Source organism: Qipengyuania soli (genome assembly GCF_015529805.1).
Classification (GTDB): domain Bacteria; phylum Pseudomonadota; class Alphaproteobacteria; order Sphingomonadales; family Sphingomonadaceae; genus Qipengyuania; species Qipengyuania soli.
In genome coordinates this window covers 812,406-836,664 of the sequence record NZ_CP064654.1, presented here as the reverse complement: position 1 = coordinate 836,664, position 24,259 = coordinate 812,406, and the positions used below count along the sequence as shown (strand labels likewise).

The following is a 24,259-nucleotide window of genomic DNA, read 5'->3' as shown; positions in this document are numbered from 1 at the left end:
GCTCTCAGGCCAGGAGACTGGCTCCGAATTCGCTGTCGACCAGCTCGGCGTATTTCGCCTGCAGGTCAAAAAGGTTCGCCTCGTGCGGCGCGGGATGGCGATCGGCACAGGCGTCGGTGACGACCAGCGGCACGAAGCCATGTTGCAAGGCGTCCAGTGCCGATGCACGGACGCAGCCCGAGGTCGAAAAGCCGCCGATCAGAAGCGTGTCGACGCCTGCCTCGTGAAGCCGTTCGGCAAGGCCGGTCGCGAAAAAGGCCGACGGGTATTGCTTGGTCACAACCCACTCGCCCTCGCGCGGTGTCAAGGCAGCAGGGAAGGCGCCCAATGGCGAACCGCGCTGGAAAACCTCGAGGACCGGGGCCTTGCGATAGAACAGCCCACCGTCGGCCCCGCCGGGCTCGTATTCGACATTGGTGAACACAATCGGGCGCCCACCCTTGCGCGCCGCATCGAGCAAGCGTGCGCCACTCTCGACCGCGGCAGGCGCCGTCTCGCAATAAAGCGGACTGTCCGGCTGCAGGTAGGCCTCGACCATGTCCACCAGCAACAACGCCGGAGATTGGCCCGGCGTCAGTCTGCCCGCGAAGGCCTGCGCATAGCTTTCCGCAAGCCCGTCATCCGCCATCAGATGACGCCCTGTGCCTTCAGCGCATCGAGGCCGTTCGGGTCCAGGCCGAGAAGGTCGCCATAGACCACGGCATTGTCCTGTCCGGGCACGGCCGGAGCAGGGCGACGAATGCCGGAGGGCGTCTTCGAGAATTTCGGGAATGCGTTCTGCATCTTGATCGGCCCACGGGTCTGCGTCTCGACCTCCACAATCGCCTCACGGGCCTGGAAATGCGGATCGTCCAACATGTCCTTCGCGGTATAGACGCGCCCGGCAGGGATGGAATGCCTGATCATTGCCGCATCGACCTCGTCGATCGTCAGGGTCGAAGTCCATGCGTTGACGAGGTCGTCCAGTTCGGTCTGGTGCTGCCCGCGGGCGAGGTGCGTCGAATAGCGCGGATCGCTCGCCAGTTCGGGCTGGCCCATCGCTTCGGCCAGGCGCGCGAAGATCTCGTCCTTGTTGGCACCGATCATGAAAGGCCCGTCCTTGCAGGTGTAGACGTTGGACGGCGCGATGCCGGGGAGGATTGAGCCGGAACGCTCGCGGATGAAGCCATTGTAGTCGTACTCCGGCACCAGCCCTTCCATGACCTGCAGCACAGCCTCGTAAAGCGCTGTATCGATGACCTGGCCCTCGCCGGTCCTTTCGCGGTGATGTAAGGCCGCAAGGATGCCCATGGTCCCGTATGTCGCACACAGTGTGTCACCGATGGAAATGCCCATGCGCGCCGGTGGGCGGTCCGGTTCGCCGACGACATAGCGCCAGCCCCCCATCGCCTCACCGATGCCGCCGAAGCCGGCACGGTCCGAATAGGGGCCGTCCTGCCCGTATCCCGACATACGCGCGATGATGAGCGAAGGCTTTTCCGCCAGCAGAACATCTGGGCCCAGTCGCCATTTCTCGAGCGTCCCGGGCTTGAAATTCTCGACCAGCACATCGGCAGTGAGGATCAGCTGCTTGGCCAGCGCCTGGCCCTCCGGCACGCGCAGGTTGCAGGTGACCGAGCGCTTGTTGCGCGCGATGACTTCCCACTGGACCTTCTCGTCGCCCTGCCCCCAGTCGCGCATCGGATCACCCTTGCCCGGAGGCTCGACCTTGATGACGTCGGCGCCCATGTCGCCCAGCAACTGACCACAGAACGGCCCGGCCAGAAGCTGGCCAAGTTCGACCACCCTCAGGCCCGCCAGGGATCCGACTGAGGCCGAAGTCACTCGGCTGCCTCCGCTTGCGGAACGTTACGCCAGACCGGCTGGATGGGTGCGGGAAGGCCCGTCTCCGCTTCGCAATTGGCGCGCAACTCGTCTATCGAGGGACCGTAGTCGAACAGCTTGTTGCCCTTGCGTGCTCCGCGCATCTGGCTGCGCAGTGTCTCGGTCGCAGAGGCATCGACAGTGCCATCGGTATCCGCGACCACACCATAGTCGCGTGCACCATCGGGAGTGACGAGGCCCTGCCTGATTTCGAGGCCAACCAGTTCGGGATCACGCTCCAGCGGATCGCCCCAGCCGCCCCCGCCCCAAGTGATGTAGTGGAGCTGGTCGCCTTCCCTGACCGCAATGTCGTCGGTCTTGTTGCCCACGATTTGGGTGGTGCCATCAGCGCGTTCGAGGATCTTTCGCGCGCGCTTGCCCGGCAGGCCGTCGTTCACGCCCCAGGGCGGAACAAACCAGCGATCGTCATGGATGCCGATCTGCCCGTCCGCGAGGAAACGGTAGGTCATGTGGATGCCGTTGCCTCCCCGATGCAGGCCCGCCCCGCCGCTGTCGGGTTCGGTTTCATAGCGTTCGATGCGCATGGGGAAATAGCGTTCGAGGAACTCGTTCGGCACGTTGGTGAAGCCGGGCCACAGCGAGTGCCCGTCCGGACCGTCGCCCAGCGGTCGGCCGGGAATGCCACCGAAGCCGATCTGGAACAGCTGGAACCACTCCCCTTCGCGGCCTTCACGGTTGTCCCACCCGGAATAGAACAGGTGCGGTGAGGAGCTGAAACCCGCGGCATTGAGGAACTCCGGGGTCTTCTGCCCCAATAGTCCGCCGAGGATGTCGAAGATACGCCCGAGGGCGTGGGTGCGACCCGACAGGGCTGCCGGGAATTTCGGTTTAAGGAGCGAGCCTTCGGGAATCCGAACCTCGATCAGGTCGTAAAACCCATCGTTGAACAGGATCTGCGGGTCGAAGACCATGATCATGTAGATGCCGAAGAACATCTTGAACATGTTCTCGTTGAGATAGAAGTTGATCGACGCGGCCGACTGCGGATCGGTCCCGTCGAAATCGAGGATGACCTTGTCGCCCTCGCGCCACATGGTGCAGCGGATCTTGTAGGGTCCGTAGCCGAGGCCATCGTCGCAGATGTAATCCTCGAAACTCACCGGCTCCTCCGCCACGGCCATGCCGATCAGCGCTTTCATCGCGCGATGGTTGCGGGCGAGCAGCTCCTGCGTCGCCGAGACGTAGACGTCGTCGCCGAAGCGGTTGGCCATCTCGACCACGCGATTGGCGGCGACGCGGCAACTGGCGATCAGCGCGTTGAGGTCGGCCTGGCACCAGTCGGGCTTGCGCGTCTGGTGCATGACCAGCTTCATCAGGTCTTCGTTATAGACCCCCTGCTTCCAGATCTTCACCGGCGGGATGCGCACGCCTTCCTCGAAGATCGACTTGGCATCGATCGGCATCGAACCGGCAACCTTGCCGCCGATGTCGCTCTGGTGGCCGAACATGGCAGTCCAGGCGAGCAGGCGACCGTCCTTGTAGACCGGCAGCAGGACCAGCCAATCATTCGAGTGGCTGATCGCGCCTTCGCAGGAATAGGGATCGGACAGGAAGATCATGTCGCCGTCCTCGATGGTCCCGTCGAAGCCCTTGAGGAAGCCGTCGATGAAGCTACCGAACTGGCCGACGATCATCTTGCCGTCGGGATCGGCGATCAGCGGGAAGGCATCGCCCTGCTCGCGGATACCGGGCGACATGGCGGTGCGCACCAGCGTCGCATCCATCTCGATACGGGCGTTGCGAAGTGCGTTTTCGATGATGTCGAGCGTGACCGGGTCGATGGCGATCTTGTCGAAGGGCTTGGCGTTCTGCTGGATGATCTGTGCGGGCATGGCTCAGGCCTCCTTCGCGGGATTGATGAGGATGTTGCCGACCGCATCGACCGTGGCGACGCAGCCATTTTCGATGAGCGTCGTCGAATCCATTTCGGTGACGATGGCAGGGCCAGGGATCACATCCGCCTGTTTCAATCGTGATCGGTCGTAGATCACTGCGGCCATCTCGCGACCGTCCATCCACAGTGTGTGATCGCGGATTTTCGCGGCTGAGGGGTCGCCATTGCCCTTCTCGAGCTCGGCGGCTGGCAGTTGCGGGGCCTCGCCCAGCGCGACGGCACGCAGGTTCACGATCTCGTGCGGGGTGTCCATGTTAAAGGTGAAAAGGCGTCGGTGTTCGTCGTCGAAGCGTTCGAGGATGCCGGCAATGCCCTTCTCGCGCAGGGTCGCCTGGTCGATGGTCAGCGGGACCTCGAAGGCCTGTCCGGCATAGCGCACGTCGACTTCGAACTCGCTCGTCACCTGGCTTTCGGGGATGCCGTCATTGGTCAGCTCGGCGCGGGTCTGCTTGGCCATGTCGTCGAGGATCGCAACCAGTTCCTCGACGTCGGTTTCAGTTGCAAGACGGCTGAAGCTGCGCGCAGTTTCGGTCCGCATCCGCGTCGTGGCATCGCCGAGAGCGCAGAGCACGCCGGGCGATACGGGCGAGATCGCGGGCCAGCTTCCCATCAGACGGGCCACGGCATTGACGTGGAGCGGCCCTGCTCCGCCGAAGCCCATCAGCGCGAAGTGCCGCGGGTCATAGCCCTGCTGGACCGAAATCATGCGGAGTGCGCCGAACATGTTCTCGTTGACGATGTCGATGATCCCGCGCGCCGCATCCATGAGCGGGATGCCGAGCGCGTCGGCGATCGTCTGGACCGCCTTCTTCGCGCCCTCTCGGTCGAGCTTGAACGAACCGCCGAGCAAGTCCTCGGGCAGGTAGCCGAGCACGACATTGGCATCGGTCACCGTCGGCTGCTCGCCGCCCTTGGCATAGGCGACCGGTCCCGGCACCGCACCTGCGGATTGCGGCCCCACGCGCAAGGCTCCGGTCAGCTCGGGGACATAGGCGATCGAGCCGCCACCCGCGCCGACGGTCTTCACATCGAGCGAAGAAGCGCGCACCGACAGGTGACCCACCTCGGTCGTGCGCACCCGGCGCGGCTCGAGGTTCTCGATCAGGGCGACGTCGGTCGAGGTGCCGCCGACATCGAGCGTCAGGATATTCTTGAATCCTGCGTTCTTCGCCACCCACAGCGCGCCGGTCACGCCACCTGCGGGTCCTGACATGAGTATGTTGACCGGGTGCTCTTCCGCTTTCTGGCTGCTCATCAGTCCGCCGTCGGAGCGCAGCAGCGAGAGCTTGCCCTTCACACCCGCATCGTGGAGCTTGGTCCGCAGGTTCGAGACGTACTTGCCGACCACCGGACGGACGGAGGCATTGGCTACGGTCGAGAGCGTCCGTTCGTATTCCTGCATCTCGGGCAGGACCTCGTGGCTGAGCGAGACGGGGACGTCCTGAAGGATTTCGTGTGCGATTTCGCCGATGCGCTTCTCGTGCCGACCGTCGACATAGGCGTTGATGAGGCTGACCGTGATCGCCTCGACCCCGGCATCGCGCAGCTGCGTCAGCTTGGCCCACACCTCGGCTTCGTCGAGCGGGCGCACTTCCTTACCGTCGGCGTCCATGCGGCCCTTCACCGTGACGGTATCTTCCAGCGCTGCAAGCGGTTGCGGCTTGGGCCAGACAATCCACGCAGCAAGCCCGCCGGGCACGAAGCTGCGCGCGATCTGCATGATGTCGCGATAGCCCTCGGTCGTGATCAGGCCGACGCGGGCCCCCTTCCCTTCGAGCACGGCATTTGTCGCGACCGTCGTTCCGTGGAGGAAGAACTCGATCTCGCCCGGATCGACGCCCGCTTCACCGGTGATCACGGTCACGCCGTTGAGGATGCCCTCCGAACTGTCGTGCGGGGTCGAGGGCGTCTTGTGCCGCCAGAAATTGCCGGTTTCATTGTCGAACAGCAGCAAGTCCGTGAAGGTGCCGCCGACATCGACGCCAAGCCGGTAACGCATCAGGCCGTTTCCTTTTCTTCGTGTTCCGCAGGGCGCGGGAAGCCGCCCGCCTTGCCCACCATTGCTGGCAATTGCTTGTCCATGACGCCCGCAAGCCAGCGGTTCGTTTCGATGAGTGCTTCAAGGTCTAGGCCGGTCGTTATGCCGGCACGTTCGAGCATGTAGGAGACATCCTCGGTCGCGACATTCCCGGCGGCTCCCGGAGCGAAGGGGCAGCCCCCGAGACCACCAATCGATGCATCGACGACCGTTGCGCCCGCTCCGATCGCCGCCCAGACATTGGCCAGGCCGGTGCCTCGGGTGTTGTGAAAGTGGACGCGTATCGGGATAGATCCGATAGCTGCGCGCACCTTCGCCACGAGGCTGGCGACATGCGCCGGATTGCCCACGCCGATCGTGTCGGCGAGCGCAATCTCGACCGGGTCCGCCTCGGCAATGGCAGCCGCCATCGCCACCACGCGGTCCTCGGCCACTTCGCCTTCGAAGGGGCAACCGAAGCTTGCCGCGATGGTTGCCTGCCCGGTGAGTCCGGCAAAGCGCGCGAGCGAGATGATCTGTTTCGATGCTTCGACCGAACCGTCGCTGGTCTGGCCCTGGTTGGCCATGGCGAAGCGGTCGGTCGCAACAGCAACCGCTCCAAGTTGGTCTATCCGACCAGTGGCGATGGCGCGGTCGGCACCGCGGGCATTCATGACGAGGCCGATGTAGGTCACGTCGTCGCGCTCGGGCAAACCATCGCACACCGCCTCCGCGTCGGCCATCTGGGGCACGGCACGCGGGTTAACGAAGCTGGTGACCTCGATGCGCCGCAAACCGGACGCAATGGCCCTCGCGATCAGTTCGAGCTTGTCCGCAGTCGAGACGGGTTGCTTCTCGTTCTGCAGCCCGTCGCGGGGACTGACCTCCACCATCTCCACGGCAGATGTATACATTTCTGCCGTCATGCCGTCCGCTTCCTCGCCGGGGAGTCGATAGCCGTCAGCCCACGGTGGGCATCGGCATAGGCATGGAAGGCGCGGCGGATGTGGCCGGCCATGATCGTTTCAGCCCAAGCCCCGTCCCGCCGGGCGAAGGCCGCGAGCAATTCGTCATGCTCCCCGCAGGATCGGCGCAACTCCTCCTCTCCATAATGATGTGCCGTGCGCCAGACGACCGGCTGTTCGATGACCGAAGCCAGCAGCGAGACGAGCTTGCGCGATCCCGCCATCTCGAGGATCAGCGCGTGAAATTCGCGATTGCGCTCAAGAAAGCGATCGACGTCCGGCGGAGAAGTGGTGACCGCCTGACGCAACTCGGCATTACAGGATCGCAGCGCCTTCAACGTGCCGTCATCCATGCGCTCGGCAGCACGACGCGCGGCGTGCCCTTCGAGCATTGCGCGCAGTTCGAAAACGTCGGCGATATCGTCAAGCGACCAGTCGGCGACAAAGCTGCGCTGGGTGTCGGTGCGCGCAACGAGCATATCCGCCTCGAGCCGGCGCAAGGCATCACGAACCGGTGTGCGCGAAACGCCGCAGCGCTCGGCCAGGGCTTCCTCGCCCAGGGCATCACCCGGAGCGAGCTCACCCGACATGATCATCTCGCGGATAGTACTGTAGGCCCTGTCCGATGCCCGCGACATCGCAATCTCCCGACGGCTTGACCGACTCGATTTGTATACAATATGAAGCACGAGTCGCAAGGCTCAATTCCCAACCCCGTGAGGGACGGGGGCGGGAAACCGGGGAGGTTTCCGTATGCGCGCGTTCAAGTCGTTTCTGCTTGCCACCATCGCCGCCGCTCCGCTGGTAGCGGCGCCCGCCGCTGCCCAGGAAGCGACCGACGCTTCGACCGAGTCGAGCGAGGACACGATCATCGTCACGGCACGGCGCCAGGCCGAACGGCTTCAGGACGTCCCTGCATCGGTTTCCGTGCTCACTGCCGACTCCATCGAGAAGACCGGGGCCGACAGCGCCGACGATTTCGCACAGCTGACGCCGGGTGTGACCATCGTTACCGGCACAGCGGAAGCGGGCGATACGCAGGTAAACATCCGCGGCATCAACGGTGCGCGCGATGCGGAAAGTTCGGTCGCCCTTGTGGTCGACGGCATCCTCAAGACCAATACCGCGCAGCTCAACCAGTCACAGGGGACATTGCGCCAGGTCGAAATACTCAAGGGTCCGCAGGGTGCCCTCTACGGTCGCAACGCTGCCGCCGGGGCGATAGTGCTGCAGACCCTCAAGCCCGGCGACAGCTTCGAAGGCGCGGTCAAGGCATCCTATGCCAACGAGAACACCTTCGAGGGTACGGCCCACATCGCGGGCCCCATCGGCGAAGGGCTCGGCTTCGTCCTTTCCGGCTATTACCGGACCACCGACGGCTTCTATCGCAACATCTACCTCGACAATGCCAAGGTCGTTGATGACCAGGAAACCTGGTCCGTCGATGGCCGCGTAGTGGCGCAACTGGGAAGCGATACCGAACTCGATGTTAAGGCTCGCTATGCGCAGCTGCGCGGGGCGTCGATCAACTTCAACGCTTCGTTCCACCTGCCCAATTTCGCAGGCGTAAACCCGGCGTTCTACGAGGACGTGAACAAGCACGACTTCCGCTATTACAGCAACATCCGCCCGACCAATGACCAGGACAGCTTCGACGTCTCGGCCAAGATCGAACACCGTTTCGGCGATAACCTGGTCCTGACAGCATGGGCGCTCTACTCCGATGTCGACCAGAGCCTCGTCGCGGACGGTACGTCGGCCGACTTCGCCCGTTATATCGGGGCTGCGGATACCGCTGGCGACCCCGCAGTGAACGCCTGCTTCGCATCCACCGCCGACCTCACAGGCTTCCCGGTAAACCAGCCGGGCTTCATCGGGCAGATCCCCGTCCCCTTCATCTTCGCCCCTGCGAACGGCTCGACCTTCGGACCCTACAGCCCGACGACATGCGACGGCACGCAGTTCCAGTCGCGCAACCAGCGTGACATCAGTGCTGAAATCCGCCTGGCATCGGACGGCAGCGGCCCGCTCAACTGGCAGCTCGGCGCGTACTACCTCAACATCGATCGTGAAGTCGGGGTCAGCCTTGGCGCCGACACGGGCGCAGGGGTGATCGAAAACCTCTACAACGCTCCGAACACGTCCAACCCGACCTCACTGCTCCTCAACGACGCATTCAAGACAAATGTCTACGCGGCCTTCGGATCGATCGATTACGAAGTCAGCCCGCAGTTCGATGTCGGCCTGGCCTTGCGCTACGATATCGAAGACCGCTCGACCACGTCGCTCGTTCCCAATGCGACCGACCCTTTCACCGGCGGCCCCATCAACCCGGGCCAGGCGTTCGGAACCCTCAGCCCCAAAAGCGCGACCTACAAGCAGCTCCAGCCGAAGGTGAACCTCAGCTGGAAACCCTCGCCCGACCTCAACATCTATGCGAACTGGGGCATCGGCTTCAAATCGGGCGGCTTCAACAACCAGGGTTCGTCGACCATCGTCGACCAGAACTTCACCCAGTTCTTCGGCGCAGACGTCACGATCGACGACGAATTCCGCAAGGAAAGGTCGAGTGCGTTCGAAGCGGGCATCAAGGGTGAGCTGCTTGATGGTGCGCTAACCTTCGACCTTGCCGGCTACTACACGAAGATCGACGACATGCAGTTCTTCGAATTCTTCGTCGGACCCTTCGGCCTTCTGCGCGTGGTCTCTAACATCGATGAGGTCCAGGTGAAGGGCGTCGAGCTCAACCTTGGTGCGAAGGTCACCGATGGCTGGAAGCTCTACGGCGCGTTCAACGTCACGGACAGCGAGATCAAGGCCAATGCCTCGCGTCCCTACACCGTAGGCAACAAGTCTCCCTATACTGCCGACTGGACGCTGAACCTCGGCACCGAGATCGACACGCCGCTGACCGACACGGTCGATTTCGTCATGCGCTGGGACTACCGCCTGACAGGGCCCACATGGTTCCACACGGTCCAGGACCAGGAACTACCAACGCTGTTCAGCGGACTGCTGCCAATCTCCGCACTCGGTCTCCCCGGTTTCGTCGGCAACGCCCGTTATGACGTGGCCAGGCGCGATACCTTCGGCGTTCTCAACGTACGCGGCGGGCTCGAATTCGGCAACTTCAGCGCCTATGTCTTCGCCGACAACGTCCTCGACGAGAAGTACCTGTCCGAAGTCATCCCGGCGGTCGAGTTCGGCGGGTCTTTCATCTCACCGGGCGCACGTCGTCTGGTCGGCGTGGAAATGGGATACAAGTTCTGATGGCCGATGGTCCGAACCATCGGATCAAAGTCATCGTTCCCATACCGATGGACGAAGCCGGGGTAGCTGCGCGAGCAGAGCAGTTACCCCAAGATTTCGTCGCCCCGGGCTTCAAGCCCGAATTCGCCGCCGTAGGCTGGGGCGCCGCGCTCGGCGACAGCTACCACGACATGCTCCTGATGGACTGGACGGTCTTCCAGGCGGGGATTGACGCCGAAGACCAGGGTTATTCGGGCGTTCTGATCGATACCGTATCCGACAGTGGCCTCCGCGCCCTTCGCTCGCGACTTTCGATCCCTGTCGTCGGCCCGGGCGAGGCGAGTTTCTGCACCGCAATGATGCTGGGCAAGAGCTTCTCCATCCTGACGATGTGGCCGCAGTGGTTCCCGCTCTACGAAAAGACGCTGACCGAATACGGCTTCTGGGACCGCGTTGCCTCGCTGCGTTCGATCGATACCCGACCAGACGTCACCGAGCTGCTCGCCGGTAAAGAAGAGGTGATCTTCGCCAAGCTGAAGGCAGAGGCCACCAAGGCCATCGAGGAGGATGGCGCGGATGTCATCGTCCTTGGTTCCACCACCATGCACCAGTCTGCCGCCTATCTGGCGAGCGAACTGCCCATACCCGTGCTCAATCCCGGACAGGTCGCATACAAGCATCTCGAGATGTTGATCGGGCTTGGCCTCACCCACTCGAAAAAGGCGTTCCCGGCGCCCGAAGTGGGCAAGGATGCCGACATCAGGAGGAATTTCGCATGAGCTGGAGCGAAGGCGGCACGGGGCAGGATGCCCTGCCCTACCCCTATTACATCGACATCGTGACCAAGCGTTATTTCGACGGCGTCGACAACAAGCAGATGGAAAAGGTGCTCGACTGCTTCACCGAAGATGCGATCCTGACCGAGCAGACGTCGAACACGGTCCACAACGGCATCGGCGCGATCCGGGCCATGTTCGAAAAACTCTTCGCCGATTTCTCCGACATCTGGCACGGCAATTTCGTCCATACCGCCGACCCGCAGAGCAATACGGTGTGCAGCCAGTTCACCGTGCTCATCACCCCGCAGGGCGGCGATGAACTGCGCTACGAGAACTGCAATCGCTTCTATCTGAAGGGCGACAAGTTCCACCGGGTCTATGTCTACATGAGCGGCGACAACCTGCTCAAGGAAGGGGACGCCTGATGCAGTATGCACCCACCCTTTCGCGCGCCGAACTGATCGATCTCGCAACGCAAAAGTACTTCGCAAATGTCGATGCCAAGGACATGGACGCGACGCTCGCCTGCTTTCACGACGAAGCATTATTCTGCGTCCAGACTGCCTTCACCCGGCATTCCGGCAAGGCGGAAATCCGCCGCATGTTCGAGGACTTTTTCGCCGGCTATGCCGACATCGTGCACAAGGATTTCACCTGCACGGTGGACGAGGCGAACGGACGCATCGCAGCCAGCTTCGAAGCTGTCCTGACCGGCCACGATGGCGAAGTGACCCGCCTCTTCAACACCAACTTCTGGCGCATCCGCGACGGCAAGTTCCAGGAAGTCTACGTCTACATGAGCGGGGCGAACCCGCTCGTCTGACCCGGGGTTTCAGAACGCCCTGCTCATGCCGAATTCCGTCCGGACCCGGGAATAATCGTAGAACTCGACCGTGCTGCGGTTCCGTTCGTAGGACAGGCGGGCGAAGGGAGACATCCCGTAAAGCGTGACTTGCCGGAAAACTGCGCCGATCTGTGCCCGGATGCTCGTGTCCTCGCGAGCTCTAGGCAACAATACGAGCCTCTCATCGGCCTTCAGTTTTCCGTAATCGAGGGAGGCCGTGACGGACGCCCGCCCAACTTCCCTGGTGGCAGCAATCCCGGTATTCCACGACCAGGTACTGAATGCATCGTCATTCGCCTTCAGGCGTGCCGCACCCACTGATGCAGCCATGTATAGGCGCGGCGACAGGGCACGCTCCAGCCGGGCCTGGCCCACCGCCGACCATGCGGTCTGCAGGCTGTTGAACAGGTTCTGCTGCCGCCCGCCCGACAGATCGATGCGCAATTGGGATACAGGGTTAAGCGGATAGGCGACGCCGAGAGCAAGTCTCGCGCTGCGTTGGGATGGCGACATGCCGAACCACGACTGACCCGCGATCGCATCGATCGAGACCCGCCCCTTGCCCAATGGCATCTCCGGTCCCGAAGCGATCTCAACGGCAATGTCGTTGAAGTCCGACTGTCGGTAGATGTTGGCCTGTCCGGTAATCCTGCTGTGCCACTGCACGCGAGACGACAGCGGGGCGCGCCAGTTTGCCATGATTCTCAGCGCCCCGCCGATCCCCGAGCGCTCCTTTCCTTCGTCCCCGATATCGAATTCGCCGATTACCGTGTCGAGCGTGTCTGACCTTGTGGCCCGGTTGATATTGGAGTCGGGTGCCAGCGCCAGTTCCACGTAAAGCCCGAACGGCTTTTCAGCCTGCAAGCTCGCAGCGATCCGGTCGACGAACTGCGCTGCCTTGCCGGAAAGCGATCCGGACTGCACAGCGCGCAGTTCACGCAAGGCTGCCTGGTTGTCTCCCAGCGTCCGGAGCAGAGCGGCCAGCTCCAGCCTGACCCGCGCAGCATCCGGTTCCTCGTCAAGAATGCGGCGGAGTAACACGGCCGCTTCTGTTTCCCGCTTCTGCGACCGGTAAAGCATGGCAAGGCGAAAGCGGGCTTCATTGTGCAACCGGCGATCGGGATTGTCCGCCAAGGCCAACAACACCTTCTCTGCAAGTACCGGGTCACCCGACCGCCATGCCCTGTCGGCAAGGCTGAACATTTCCGCCGGACTCAGCTGGCGTTGCGTCGTCGCTTCACCCGTTTCGGACGCGCCGGAAACTGCCTGGACCTCGCCGACGGCCATGCCGAGTGCGAGGCCCAGGCAGGCAAGCACCTCAGTTACCCTTCTTGCCGATCCATACACCCCGCAGCAGGCCCGACTCGTTCGTCCAGGGATTTACGTAGGGTGCCCACCATTGCGCTATCAGCTCGGCAGCCTGCGGTCCCGTAAACAGGCCATTGAAAGTACCCAGGTCGGTGAGCGATGCGTTGGCGAGTTGTCCCGAGAACTGGGTGCTGCCGACGCCGAAGACGGTGTTGACGAACTCGTAGCGACCGAGTGACCTCGTCTCGTCGTTATAGCTGTAGATTGTCGGGTCCATCGCACCCGCAAGGGTCCCGGCACCAAAATCGAACGTTAGGTCTGCCGTCCCTCCGACCAAGTAATTGTATGGGCGCACAACGAACTGCGATGCATCTGCCGGATCAGCATCGCCCCCGGCAACCTCGGCGTGATAGGTAGCTGACCCTGTCACCGGCACGTCGCTGGCCTGCGTTGCGAGTCCATAGGCAAAGAAGCCAGCTGGATATCCCCAACCATTCTCAAAAACGGCAGCAAGGTTGCTGTAGCTGTACTGGAGATCTTTCGCGACTGTTACACCGTATTGGCTCGATGACGGATAGTGGCTTTCATGGGGTTGATTCCTATCTACTACCGTCAAGGGGGTCGGATCACCTCCGAGGAATTGAACTGTGTACGAGTCCGAGGCAGCGTCCCACTGGAAAGCCACGGCATCGCCCAGCACTGCGAAATCTGTCGTTTCGGTGACACCGAGTTGCCCCGCTACGGGCCCTGCTGGCGGCGGAGGCGGAGGTGGCGCCGGCGGTGGCGGCGGTGGAGGCTGAGGGGTCGATGCCAAGGGGGCGGAACCACCTCCACAGGCCGCGAGAGAGGTCAGGGCAAGGGCGGCGAATACGATACGAACTGGTGACTGGATCATGGCATAGCCTCCGTTCCGACCCGTTCCCCGGGTATCCGGGTAGGGCATGAGCAAAGGTTGCACCTCGTCATCTGCCTCTGGCCATGACGGACAGCCGATGATTTGCCGATGATTCAGCAACCGAGCCCGATCGGCGTGGACTGTCGTCGCGACGAGGGTTAGCTTCTGAAAAATATCAGTTTGCGGGGGCTCGATGGAAAAGAGGTTCTTCGTACTCGTCCTGGCGGGTCTTGCTTTACCCGGCGCTGCCGCAGCGCAGGATTCTGCGGGCGATCGACCCACGGACGCACCACGGATCATTGTGACCGGGGAACGAATTCCGCGGACGCAGGCCGACACTGCTTCGAGCGTGTCGCTCGTCTCCGGCGACGATGCCGAAAAGGCCAGCGCCGACAGACTCGATCAGATTCTCGCGCTCGTTCCCAATGTGCAACTGGGGACCGGCGAGGAAGGCCCTGCCATTCGCGGACAGGATTCCACCGGACAATTGCGCAATCTTTTCGCCTTCCTCGGTGGTGCGCGGCCGCGCGTGACACTCCAAGTCGATGGTCGTCCCGTCAGCTTCTACGAATTTATCTCTGGATCCCAGTCTGCGTGGGACATCGCGCAGGTCGAGGTCTTCCGCAGCCCGCAGACCACTACGCAGGGTCGCAACTCGATAGCAGGCGCGATATTCGTGACCAGCAAGGACCCGACTCCCGATTGGGAGGGTCGCGCGCGCGCCATCGTAGGCGACTTCGATACACGGCAATTTTCAGCAATGGTCAGCGGTCCGATCGTCGAGGACCAGATTGCCTTTCGCGCTTCGGGCGATGTGCGCTTTTCTACCGTCTCGAGCGACATGACGGACGGAATACCGGGCGCAGATATCGACCGCGACGATTACGGCACGGCGCGATTGAAGGTGAAGGTCACGCCCACCGCCCTGCCCGGCGCTTCCGTGGAAACGACCTTAGCCTATACAAGGTCGCAAGCGCCCCAGTTCGAAGGCGTGAGCAAACCTTTCGAGGATCGGAAATTGCCGATCCCGAACCAGATGATCGGCGTCATGAAGGTCGAGGCCACATCGCTGACCTCCCGCGCCGAGATCGAGATGGCGGACGGCCTGCGGTCCACCTTGACGGTTTCATATGGCGATGCCGTGCTGCGCCGTTTCGGACTTCCCGGGCTTGGCAAGACGCGTGCCGACACATCCGATTTCTCCGTCGAGCAGACACTGCGCTGGCAACCGAGTTCGGCTTTCGACCTCGTAGTCGGGGCCAATCGTCTTACCCAGGACCAGACCCAATCGATCGACATCACCGGCTTGGGGATCGGGACGGGCAAGTTCGACGATGACCAAGATAGCTTAGGGATCTTGGGCGAGGCAAACTGGCACCTTCTGTCCACCCTCTCGCTAATCGCTGGATTGCGCTACCAACGTGACCGGCAAATTCGCGTGGGCAATGTCGGTACCATCATGCTCAACTACGACCGCACCTTCGATGCTTGGTTGCCGAAAGTCTCGCTGGCTTACGAGCCATACCCGGACTTCACTGCCGGTCTTCTGGTGCAACGCGCCTACAATCCCGGGGGCACCTCCATAAGCTTTCGCCGGCGGGCGGAGGATTCGTTCGAAGCCGAAAAGCTATGGAATTACGAGTTGTTCATGCGTGTCCGCAGCAGCGATGGCCGCGCGTCCTTTGCGGCGAACGCGTTCTACAACGATATTTCCGACGCCCAGCGATCGCAGCTCGTCCCCTTCACCTTGCCCAATGGTGAAGTCACCTATTTCAGCGAATTCGCCAACGCCCCTGCCGCACGCAGCTATGGCCTGGAAGCGGAGATCGCCTGGCGGGTGAACGACAGACTCGATGCGAGACTTGGCATGGGACTGCTCGACACGAGAGTCACCGAAACGGTAACCCCGCGGGACACCACGCTCGGCAAGGAATTCCAGCGTTCTCCCGGTCTTAGCGCGATGGCAGCGATCGACTGGCGCCCGGTCGATCGGTTCGAGTTGTCAGCCCAGCTTCGCCACCACAGCAGCTACTACAGCGATGATGCCAACACTCAGACACTCCGGATCAGCCCCTCCACGATCCTGGATGCTCGCGTCGAATACGAGTTCGGCCCGGTGTCCGTGTTCGGATATGTGAGAAACCTGTTCGACGAGTTTTCGCTGACTTACCTGATAACTCCCAACTTCGGGACCGCTATTGAGCCGCGCGCGGCAGGTGTCGGCCTCGAAGCGCGGTTCTAGGTCATGCGGGTCGAAGGAAGTCAGGCCCGATACCGCGCTTATCCCAGTAATCGGTCATACCGATTTCCTGCATTAGCGACATGAAACGCGGATCCTGCTGCATCTGCGCCCCAGACGGGACGAACAGCATATTGGTCTTGCGGCGTCGCTGGTCGGGGACGAATGGCTGGCCCGGTCGCCACTGCATCGCGGCGATCACCGGTCCACGCTCGAGATAGTAGGCATCGGCCAGCGCGAATGCCTGGTCGATTGCTCCCATAATGTTGAGCAGCATCATGCCGCTGACAACTGCCGCTACGCTCCGCGAAACTCCTCCCATCACCTGTCGCGAGGCCGCCTCGATTCCAGCAGGCTCGCGGGACTTTGCAGCCTGGAGTGAGGCCATGAGAGTCCCCACGAGCGGAGGCGGGAGCGGCGGCCTCGATGCAGCGTCGGCGACCTGCGCGATGGCGCGATCCAGTCGCCCGGTTCCGGCAAGCAACCACAGCTTGGCAAACCACATTCCGGGATCACGAGGCCACATTTCGAGACCGCGTTGCGCGACCCGGTCCGCTTCGGCAATCCGGTCGAGGAACCACAGCGAGTAAACCTGCTTGTAGGCGAAGGAGGCATCGAACGGAGCCTCGGCATTGAGCTTCTCGCGTTCGATCCCGGACTCTTTCATCCGGCCCACGGCGCCCATGAAGAACAGGCGCGCATCCTTCGTGTAGAGATGATCCGGATGCTCGGCGAGAACGGCATCGAAGCGCCGTTCCGCCGCTAACCAATCGCCGTAGTAGGGGATGTAGATAGCGAGCGCAGCTTTCGCATCGGCATTACCGGGGTCGAGCTGCAATGCCCGGTTCGCCGCCTCCTCGACCTTGGTGGCCGATATCTGGGCCTTTTCAATCGCGTGCTCGTCGATCCGTGCGTATGCCATGGCGAGCAAACCCCAGGCAGCCGAATTATGCGGCGATACCGAGACTGCCTGCTCCAGAAGCTTTATCGCGCGCATCATCGATTCCGGCGTCCCGGCCCGCATCGCGACCTGGCTCTCGTCCACCAGCTGTGTCGCCGGATCAGGCTTGCTGAACAGCAAGTATGCTGCCCCTCCAGCAGCGATGGTCAGGCCCCCGGCGATTGCCCAGCGCCGCGAAATACCCGGCCCTGGCAAATTTTCCGGTTGTCCCGCTTCCGGCGCTTCAAGTTCGGAAAGCCAGAGAGGTCCCGTCTCGGAGATCAGACGGTAGCCGGTACGCGGAATGGTTTCGACTTCGAAAGTGCCCTGTGCAATCCCCGTGGCTATTCTTCGGACTCCGGCGATCGCACGATTGAGGCTGTCGTCCCCGACGTATACGCCGCCCCAGCAGCGATCGAACAGCGCGTCGCGTGTCAGGACCTCGTTGCATGCCTCTGCCAGCGCGATCAGGACCTGCATCACGCGAGGTTCGATCTTTTCTGTCTCGCGACCGGCCCGCACCGTTCGGGTTGCCGGATCGACCTCGATCGCCCCGATAATGAAACCAGGATGGTCGGCCAGACTTGCCGCGGTTCTCAGAGTGCTTCGCGATATATCCATTCAGACCAAAGCCTCGTCGTGCCCAATCTCGCGGATGCCTTCGTCCCGTATAGCCAATCAGCTGCCGCAAGCATAGCCGACCAGCAGGCCTTAGATCGTGCTCAAAGGGATAGTCGCGGAAAACTGCGCAGTCTGCTGCACAAGTCGTCGATCACCAGTTCGTCAGAATTTGGTCGGGGCGCAATCATTCACTTCTCATGCCGATCAAGAGACGATTTCCGCTCCACATGGAGGAGCAAAGCGATGAGGAAGATAATTACAGCTGTTGGCATTTCGTTTGCAGCCTGCGCGTGCGCGACGCCTGCCAGCGCAGCCGAGGACGACGCTTGGTATGTCGCGGTGGCAGGGACGGTTTCCATTCTCGACGATTCAGAAACCGAGGTGGTCGGCCTCCCCGCGCCAATCGGAACGGTCAAAACGGTCAATGCCATGGGCACCGGCTACGGCTTCACTGTCGCTGTTGGCCGGGAGATCGGAATGGCCCGTCTCGAGATCGAAGGCGGATACGCGAGCAATGACTCGGATCATTACGTCGCGATCGCGCCGCCCACGGGCACCATTGCGGCTGAAGGGGGGCACAAGAGCTGGCGGGTCATGGGCAATGCCTATCTCGATTTCGGTTCGGGTGACCTCCGCCCATACCTAGGGGCGGGCGTCGGATATGCCGACATCAAGGCCCGGCTATTTTCTGCCCGCCCACCATTCCCGAACGAGGCACCGCTTCTCATCCTTGATGATAACAAGGGCGAATTCGTCTACCAGTTGATGGCCGGTGGCGCTTACAATGTTTCGCCAAAGATCGCGGTGACGGCGCAATACCGGTGGATGAGTGCCGGAAAGGTCCATTTCCGGGACCTCTCGAATTTCGAGGTCATCCGCGAGCATGAAGGTCACAATATCGACCTCGGTGTGAGGGTGAGATTCTGACCTGACGGGCGGTGGAGGAATGGTTGTCTAGACCATCTGCCGGCGGTCAATGCCGCGCATAGGCCCGGCAGAAGACCTCCACCGCCCCTTCGATACGCTTCCGGTTTTCGGTCGGATCGCTGGGCTGGCCGAAACGCCGGTCGAGATCGCCCATTCCCTTGCACATGCTTGCGAACTGTTCCGCTGCAAGCTCGGGGTCATCGACGTCGAGCTCGCCCGCGGCATTGAGCGCCGAGATGAAACTGGAAAACGCACGCTTCATGCGGTGAGGTCCGGCAGCGAGGAATGCTGCGCCGATCTCAGGCTCATGCTCGGTTTCGGCCGCGATCCGGCGGTCGAACTGGACCATGTCCTCCCGTGACAGGAAGGCGACCATCGCCTCGCCGATTGCCGTAAGGCGCTCGCGCAGCGAACCCCGCGGGATTTCTCGGATGGAGAAATGCCCGCTGATCGTCTCGCACTGGTTCTCCACCGACGCGGCGAAGAGGCCACGCTTGTCGCCGAAATGGTTATAGACGGTGACCTTCGACACGCCCGCATCGGCCGCCACCTGCTCGATGGAGGTCGCCGCAAACCCACGGTCGAAAAAGGCGCGCGTCGCCGCCGCGATGATCGCATCGCGCTTTGCGGTATCGGTGGGTCTTCCGACCCTCTTGCCTGCTTCAGTTGACAAAATGAACGCCACCGTTCAGTTGAACGACTGCGTTCAGTAATGGACGAGTCGAAGGGGCAAGGCAAGCGAGCGTATGATCTGGATTGCCATCAGGATGCTCACCGGCGACGCACAGAAATTCTATGGCCTCGTCTTCGGCATCGCCTTTTCCACCCTCCTCATCACCCAGCAGCTGACCATCTTCGTCAACCTCGTCGAGCGTGGCGCGAGCGGGGTCTACAATGTCGGCAATCCCGACGTCTGGGTGATGGACACAGTCAGTCGCACTACGGAAGTGAACTACGCCATGCCCTCGACTGCGCTCGACAAGGTGCGCGGCGTTCCGGGTGTCGAATGGGCGGTGCCGCACCTGCGCGCCGCGGCCTCGGTCCGGTCCGGCGACGGCGATCTCGAGGGGGTTGCGATCATCGGCGTCGATGACTCGACACTGATCGGCCTGCCCAAGCGCATGAAGGAAGGCAGCATCGACGTGCTGTCCCAGCCAGACAGCGTGATCATCGACGATACCGGCGTCATCAGGCTCTACGAGGATGGAACCGATCCGATCGGCCAGCGGCTCGAACTGAACGACCAGCGGGCAGTAATTCGCGGCGTTGCCGATGCCATCCCCAGCTTCACCAGCCAGGTCACGCTCTACACCAAGTACAGCGCGGCGCTCCGCTATGTGCCCGGCACCCGCAATCGCCTATCCTTCGTCCTCGTCGGCGCAGCGGACGGCGTGACCCCCGAGGAACTGGTCAAGCGGATCGAGAATGAGACCGGCCTGCGCGCCCGCACCCGCGATGAATTTGCGCAGGACGGCATCGACTTCATCATCGAGAACACGGGCATCCCGCTCAATTTCGGCATTACTGTCGCGCTCGGCTTCATCGTCGGCGTCGCCATCGTCGGGCTGACCTTCAGCCTCTTCATCCGCGACAACATCAAGCAATTCGGCGCCCTCAAGGCCATCGGCGTCACCAATGCCAAGATCCGTCGCATGGTAGCGGCCCAAGCCGGACTTGTCGGCCTGATCGGCTATGGGTTGGGGGTACTCGGCACGGTGGGCTTCCTGTGGAGCTTCTCCGGCAATCCCTTCTTCAAGGGCTTCTATATCCCTTGGCAGATCCCGCTTATCAGCCTGACCGCCGTAATCGTCATCCTGGCCCTCACCGGCTGGCTGGCGCTGCGTAACGTGCTGCGGACCGAGCCGGCATCGGTGTTCCGTTGATGGGCGAGAAGATGGACACGACCGCCATCGGCGGATGCGCACCCACGGCGGCAATCTGTACACGCGGAGTGACACGCGACTTCACTGCGGGCCAGCAGACTCTCACCGTCCTGCACGGGATCGATGTCGACATCCGTGCGGGCGAGCTGACCTTCCTCGTCGGCGAAAGCGGTTCAGGAAAGACGACGCTCATCTCGATCATGTGCGGCATCCTTTGGCCAACACTTGGCGAGGTGAAGGTTTTCGGCACCGACATCTACGCACTCGACGACACCGCGCTGGTCGAGTTCCGCCTGCAGAACATTGGCTTCATCTTCCAGCAGTACAATCTCATCCCCTCCATAGACGCGGCCAGCAATGCCGCAGTGCCGCTGATCGCACAGGGAATGCATCGCGATGAGGCGCGACAGCGTGCCATAGCAATGATGGAGAAGCTCAACATAGGCGACCAGGCACACAAGTTGCCGAGCCAGCTTTCGGGCGGCCAGCAGCAGCGTGTCGCGATTGCCCGCGCTCTTGTCCACGAACCTCGGCTGGTTGTCTGCGACGAGCCGACCGCCGCACTTGATGCCTCTTCGGGTCGCAGGGTGATGGACCTGCTGCGCGAGGTGGCTGTCGCCCCCGATCGGGCCTGCATCATCGTGACGCACGACAACCGCATCTTCGACCTCGCCGACCGTATCCTCGTGCTCGAGGATGGTCGCATCACCCATGACGGCACCGACATGCCGGAAGGACACTGACATGGCTTTCGATCCGCGAAACTTCAGCTTCTCGCGACAGATTTTGCCGGTGATCGCCGTCATCGGCCTCATCCTGGCAGTGTTCTTCATCTGGAACGGCTTGCCCGATCGTCAGCTGTCCGAACCCGAGCGTGAGCCGCCGCGTGCTCCCGCAGCGCTGGCCAATACGGAACGGGTAGCAGGAGCGGGGGTCGTCGAACCGTCGAGCGAAGTCATCCAGATCGGCTCCGCCCTCTCCGGCCTCGTGACCGGCCTTTATGTCGCGCCGGGAGATCGCGTTGGCGCGGGACAGGTCCTCTTCACCGTCGACGATCGCGCGGCGCGGGCTGCGCTGGGCGAAGCGAATGCGGCCATCGCGGAAGCCCGGGCCGCAATTGCCGAGGCGCAATCCGCGCGAGCAACGGCAGGCCGACAGCTCGCACTCTATCGCAATGTCGACGATCCGGCCGCCGTAAGCCGTGCGGAGGTTATCCGCGCCGAAGGCGAAGCGGCAGCGGCAAACGAGCGCCTCCGCCTCGCCCAGGCCCGGCTGCAATCCGCTCAAGCCCGTGCCAACTCGGCCAGTACCGAGATCGGCAGGTTGACGATCCGCGCGCCCATTGCCGGCGAAATCCTCGCGGTAAATATCCGCAAGGGCGAATACGTCAGCACCATGGGTGGCGGCGGATCGCAGCCGTTCATCGAGATGGGCCAGACCCAGCCGCTCCATGTCCGCATCGACATCGACGAGGAGCAGGCCCCGCGCGTTGCGTTGGGTGCACCTGCGACGGTCAGTCCGCGCGGTGCCTCGGATCGACAGGTGAAGGCGAAATTCGTCCGTGCCGAGCCTCTGGTCGTGCCCAAACGCTCGCTGACCAACAGCGCTGCAGAACGCGTCGATGTGCGTGTGCTGCAGGTGATCTACGAGCTGCCGGAAACCGACGGACTTTTCCGGGTCGGCCAGCAGGTCGACGCCTACATCGCTGCGAAAGAACCGGGCAAGTGAACCGTTACACGCTCCTCCTTGCGGTCAGTGCGCTATCGCTCTCCGGATGCGTGGCAGGTCCACCTCCCGAAGTCGCGACACCTGCACCCGAGCTTCCTCAGAGCTTCTACTATTCACCCGACACAGCGACCGCAGGATCTCTGGAAGCCCTGCTGCCGCAGGACGACCCCGCGTTCGTTGCGCTATCGGCGCAGGCGCTCTCTGCCTCGCCGACACTGGCCGAGGCAGCAGCGCGCATCGAACAGGCGCGCGCCGCTGCCGACCGCGCAGGTGCCGAGCGTCTCCCGAACATAGGTGCCAATGCGTCGGTCACCGGACAGCGTACCAATCCTGCCCAGTTTTCGTCCAACCTGCCGCCCGGGATTTCCTTCGACACCGAGCGCGTGTCCTATGGCGCGAACCTTACCGCGCGGTGGGATCCGGATATTCTTGGGCATTTGCGCGCGCAGGAACGCGCAGCACTCGCACGGGTCGATGCGGCGGACGCCAGTGCCCGAGGCGTGCGCAACGCTCTCCTCGGCGAAATCGCCGCCAGCGTCATCGACTGGCGCACGCTCGATCGCAGGCAGGCTGCTATCGAAAATGACCTTGCCGCAGCAGCCGAACTGGCGCGCCTTGCCGGCGTCCGCGAGCGTGCCGGGATTGCACCCGGTTTCGACCGGGTTCGTGCCGAGAGTTCGGCCAGTACTTCGCGCAGCCGCCTCGCTGCACTCGAAAGCGAGCGTGTGCGCCTCGTCGGCCGCCTCGTCACACTGACCGCGCAGCCTGCAACCGAAGTACGCACGGCTTTGGCGCAAGGCGCGCCGGCGCTGGATCAGCCGATCGCACCTGCCACCCTTCCTTCTGCCTTGCTGGTCAATCGACCGGACGTACTTGCGGCGGCGGCCACGCTCTCTGCCGAGGATGCAGAACTGGCCGCTGCTGCTCGCCGACGCTTTCCCGTGTTCGACCTTTCGGCCGCAGTGGGCCTTCTGGCATTCGGTATTGGCGACCTGTTCGACAGCCAGTCGGTTGTCGGCACTCTTGCTGCATCTGTCGCCGCGCCATTGCTCGACTTCGGTCGCATATCGGCCGAAATCGACGCCGCTGCCGCAAGCAAGAAGGCCGCTTTCGAGGCGTACCGCGGCGCGGTTTATTCTGCCTTGGGCGATGCCGAGGCGGCTTATGGCCTCGTCGCCTCTACTGATGCCGAGGCCGCTGCGGCACGCAACGAGGCAGCCAACCTCCAACGCGCCGCGCGTCTCGCCGAGACCCGCCAGAACGCCGGTCTTGCGGACTTCCTTACCGTGCTCGAAGCCAGGCGAGCTGCCGATGCCAGCGGTGAACGGGCCGCAGCAGCTGAAGGACGGGCGCGTCGTGCACGCGTGCTCTTGTGGCAAGCCCTGGGAGGGAGCGGCAGCTGACGCCTTGGCCGGGGTTGCGATCAGCGCCCGGAAACCCAGGCTCTCGCCGCATCCATGCAAGTATCGCGTCCCGACGCGATATCCGCCACCGTAGGGCTGATTTCCACATCGGGAAGAACACCACGGTCGGGCTGCGGCGTGGTCGGGAAATTGGCGATCAGGGGAACATCGAACTCGAGGCCGCTTCCCGGTAGGCGCACGAAGAAATAGGCCCCGCCATTGATCCCGCGAAGGTTGCCGCCGGTCTGTTCGCCGAACAGCCTGACGAGGCCAGCCTCCTGTGCCCGGCGCGCGAAGGAGAATGTGGCAGAGCTGCACGTCGGTCCGACCAGCACCGCCACGGGCAGTTCGAGCGTGGGGCCAACGGCCGGGATTGTATCGGTTGCTTCCCTGCCCAGTTCGAAGAACCCGTTGCCGAGGTCTTCCGCCCCCTCGCCAATGCTCCTGAACGATGGATCCCACGTATCGAGAAATTGATCGAGTTCAGGTGGCGTGCGGCGATAGCGCACCCATTGGCGATATCCTTCGAAGGACAAGTCACTATCGGTCAACCGGGAGAGAACGGTCAGGAGCGCGCTCAATGTCCCGGTTGCGATGCGATTTCGGATCGGACTGTCCAACGCAACGGCGATGGCAAGCAACTGCACGAATGCAACAAGCAGCACTGCCGTTCACCATCCGAA

Annotated in this window: 21 protein-coding genes; 10 read left to right on the top strand and 11 right to left on the bottom strand. The window is 62.7% G+C overall.

Going from position 1 to position 24,259, the window contains the following annotated elements:
* Positions 1-4 precede the first annotated feature (4 nt).
* Genes IRL76_RS04200 through IRL76_RS04175 form a run of 6 tightly spaced genes read right to left on the bottom strand, consistent with a single transcriptional unit; the run spans position 5 to position 7,398 of the window.
* Positions 5-628: an isochorismatase family protein gene (locus IRL76_RS04200; RefSeq protein WP_200983460.1), complete on the bottom strand. Its 624-nt coding sequence runs from the start codon at positions 626-628 to the stop codon at positions 5-7.
* Positions 628-1,824 (bottom strand): CaiB/BaiF CoA transferase family protein, encoded by a 1,197-nt coding sequence (locus tag IRL76_RS04195; RefSeq protein WP_200983458.1) that lies wholly within the window; start codon positions 1,822-1,824, stop codon positions 628-630. The genes IRL76_RS04200 and IRL76_RS04195 overlap by 1 nt, the downstream gene beginning before the upstream one ends.
* Complete coding sequence (locus IRL76_RS04190; RefSeq protein ID WP_200983456.1) at positions 1,821-3,716, bottom strand: hydantoinase B/oxoprolinase family protein; 1,896 nt, start codon at positions 3,714-3,716, stop codon at positions 1,821-1,823. Before IRL76_RS04190 ends, IRL76_RS04195 begins: the two co-directional genes overlap by 4 nt.
* Positions 3,717-3,719: 3 nt before the next feature.
* Positions 3,720-5,777 (bottom strand): hydantoinase/oxoprolinase family protein, encoded by a 2,058-nt coding sequence (locus IRL76_RS04185; protein WP_200983454.1) that lies wholly within the window; start codon positions 5,775-5,777, stop codon positions 3,720-3,722.
* Complete coding sequence (locus tag IRL76_RS04180) at positions 5,777-6,721, bottom strand: hydroxymethylglutaryl-CoA lyase (RefSeq protein ID WP_246449975.1); 945 nt, start codon at positions 6,719-6,721, stop codon at positions 5,777-5,779. Before IRL76_RS04180 ends, IRL76_RS04185 begins: the two co-directional genes overlap by 1 nt.
* Complete coding sequence (locus IRL76_RS04175; RefSeq protein WP_200983452.1) at positions 6,718-7,398, bottom strand: GntR family transcriptional regulator; 681 nt, start codon at positions 7,396-7,398, stop codon at positions 6,718-6,720. Before IRL76_RS04175 ends, IRL76_RS04180 begins: the two co-directional genes overlap by 4 nt.
* Before the next feature lie 115 nt (positions 7,399-7,513).
* On the opposite strand from IRL76_RS04175, the gene IRL76_RS04170 reads away from it, so the two are divergent.
* The 4 genes from IRL76_RS04170 to IRL76_RS04155 are packed head-to-tail and all read left to right on the top strand — an operon-like array spanning position 7,514 to position 11,611.
* Positions 7,514-10,030, top strand: a complete 2,517-nt coding sequence (locus IRL76_RS04170; protein ID WP_200983450.1) for a TonB-dependent receptor — start codon at positions 7,514-7,516, stop codon at positions 10,028-10,030.
* A complete protein-coding gene (locus IRL76_RS04165; protein ID WP_200983448.1) occupies positions 10,030-10,788 on the top strand; it encodes an aspartate/glutamate racemase family protein in 759 nt (252 codons plus the stop codon). The genes IRL76_RS04170 and IRL76_RS04165 overlap by 1 nt, the downstream gene beginning before the upstream one ends.
* Positions 10,785-11,213, top strand: coding sequence for a nuclear transport factor 2 family protein (locus IRL76_RS04160; protein WP_200983446.1), 429 nt, complete (start codon positions 10,785-10,787; stop codon positions 11,211-11,213). Before IRL76_RS04165 ends, IRL76_RS04160 begins: the two co-directional genes overlap by 4 nt.
* Positions 11,213-11,611, top strand: coding sequence for a nuclear transport factor 2 family protein (locus IRL76_RS04155; protein ID WP_200983443.1), 399 nt, complete (start codon positions 11,213-11,215; stop codon positions 11,609-11,611). Before IRL76_RS04160 ends, IRL76_RS04155 begins: the two co-directional genes overlap by 1 nt.
* 9 nt (positions 11,612-11,620) lie before the next feature.
* Here IRL76_RS04155 and IRL76_RS04150 read toward each other — a convergent pair whose 3' ends face one another.
* Both IRL76_RS04150 and IRL76_RS04145 read right to left on the bottom strand, forming a co-directional pair.
* Positions 11,621-12,949 carry a surface lipoprotein assembly modifier gene (locus tag IRL76_RS04150; protein WP_200983441.1) on the bottom strand — a complete coding sequence of 443 codons (1,329 nt, stop codon included), beginning with the start codon at positions 12,947-12,949 and terminating at the stop codon, positions 11,621-11,623.
* A gap of 1 nt (position 12,950) precedes the next feature.
* Entirely contained in the window at positions 12,951-13,370 is a 420-nt protein-coding gene (locus IRL76_RS04145; protein ID WP_200983439.1) for a HupA family protein, read from the bottom strand.
* Between the two features lie 658 nt (positions 13,371-14,028).
* On the opposite strand from IRL76_RS04145, the gene IRL76_RS04140 reads away from it, so the two are divergent.
* Positions 14,029-16,077, top strand: coding sequence for a TonB-dependent receptor (locus IRL76_RS04140; protein WP_200983437.1), 2,049 nt, complete (start codon positions 14,029-14,031; stop codon positions 16,075-16,077).
* A 1-nt stretch (position 16,078) separates the two neighbouring features.
* Here the strand turns inward: IRL76_RS04140 and IRL76_RS04135 are convergent, their stop codons facing one another.
* Complete coding sequence (locus tag IRL76_RS04135) at positions 16,079-17,635, bottom strand: tetratricopeptide repeat protein (RefSeq protein WP_200983435.1); 1,557 nt, start codon at positions 17,633-17,635, stop codon at positions 16,079-16,081.
* 243 nt (positions 17,636-17,878) lie between these two features.
* Between IRL76_RS04135 and IRL76_RS04130 the strand changes: the two genes are divergently transcribed.
* Positions 17,879-18,562: an outer membrane protein gene (locus IRL76_RS04130; protein WP_200983434.1), complete on the top strand. Its 684-nt coding sequence runs from the start codon at positions 17,879-17,881 to the stop codon at positions 18,560-18,562.
* A 46-nt stretch (positions 18,563-18,608) separates the two neighbouring features.
* On the opposite strand, the gene IRL76_RS04125 is transcribed toward IRL76_RS04130, so the two are convergent.
* Positions 18,609-19,235 carry a TetR/AcrR family transcriptional regulator gene (locus tag IRL76_RS04125; protein ID WP_200983432.1) on the bottom strand — a complete coding sequence of 209 codons (627 nt, stop codon included), beginning with the start codon at positions 19,233-19,235 and terminating at the stop codon, positions 18,609-18,611.
* 73 nt (positions 19,236-19,308) lie between these two features.
* Here IRL76_RS04125 and IRL76_RS04120 point away from each other — a divergent pair, with 73 nt between their 5' ends.
* The 4 genes from IRL76_RS04120 to IRL76_RS04105 are packed head-to-tail and all read left to right on the top strand — an operon-like array spanning position 19,309 to position 23,576.
* Positions 19,309-20,445 carry an ABC transporter permease gene (locus IRL76_RS04120; protein ID WP_200983430.1) on the top strand — a complete coding sequence of 379 codons (1,137 nt, stop codon included), beginning with the start codon at positions 19,309-19,311 and terminating at the stop codon, positions 20,443-20,445.
* A gap of 11 nt (positions 20,446-20,456) precedes the next feature.
* On the top strand, positions 20,457-21,188 hold the full coding sequence (locus IRL76_RS04115) for an ABC transporter ATP-binding protein (RefSeq protein WP_200984172.1): 732 nt from the start codon (positions 20,457-20,459) through the stop codon (positions 21,186-21,188).
* A 1-nt stretch (position 21,189) separates the two neighbouring features.
* Positions 21,190-22,173, top strand: a complete 984-nt coding sequence (locus tag IRL76_RS04110; RefSeq protein ID WP_200983428.1) for an efflux RND transporter periplasmic adaptor subunit — start codon at positions 21,190-21,192, stop codon at positions 22,171-22,173.
* Complete coding sequence (locus IRL76_RS04105) at positions 22,170-23,576, top strand: efflux transporter outer membrane subunit (RefSeq protein ID WP_200983425.1); 1,407 nt, start codon at positions 22,170-22,172, stop codon at positions 23,574-23,576. Before IRL76_RS04110 ends, IRL76_RS04105 begins: the two co-directional genes overlap by 4 nt.
* Before the next feature lie 20 nt (positions 23,577-23,596).
* Here the strand turns inward: IRL76_RS04105 and IRL76_RS04100 are convergent, their stop codons facing one another.
* Entirely contained in the window at positions 23,597-24,241 is a 645-nt protein-coding gene (locus tag IRL76_RS04100) for a S41 family peptidase (RefSeq protein WP_200983423.1), read from the bottom strand.
* Positions 24,242-24,259 lie beyond the last annotated feature (18 nt).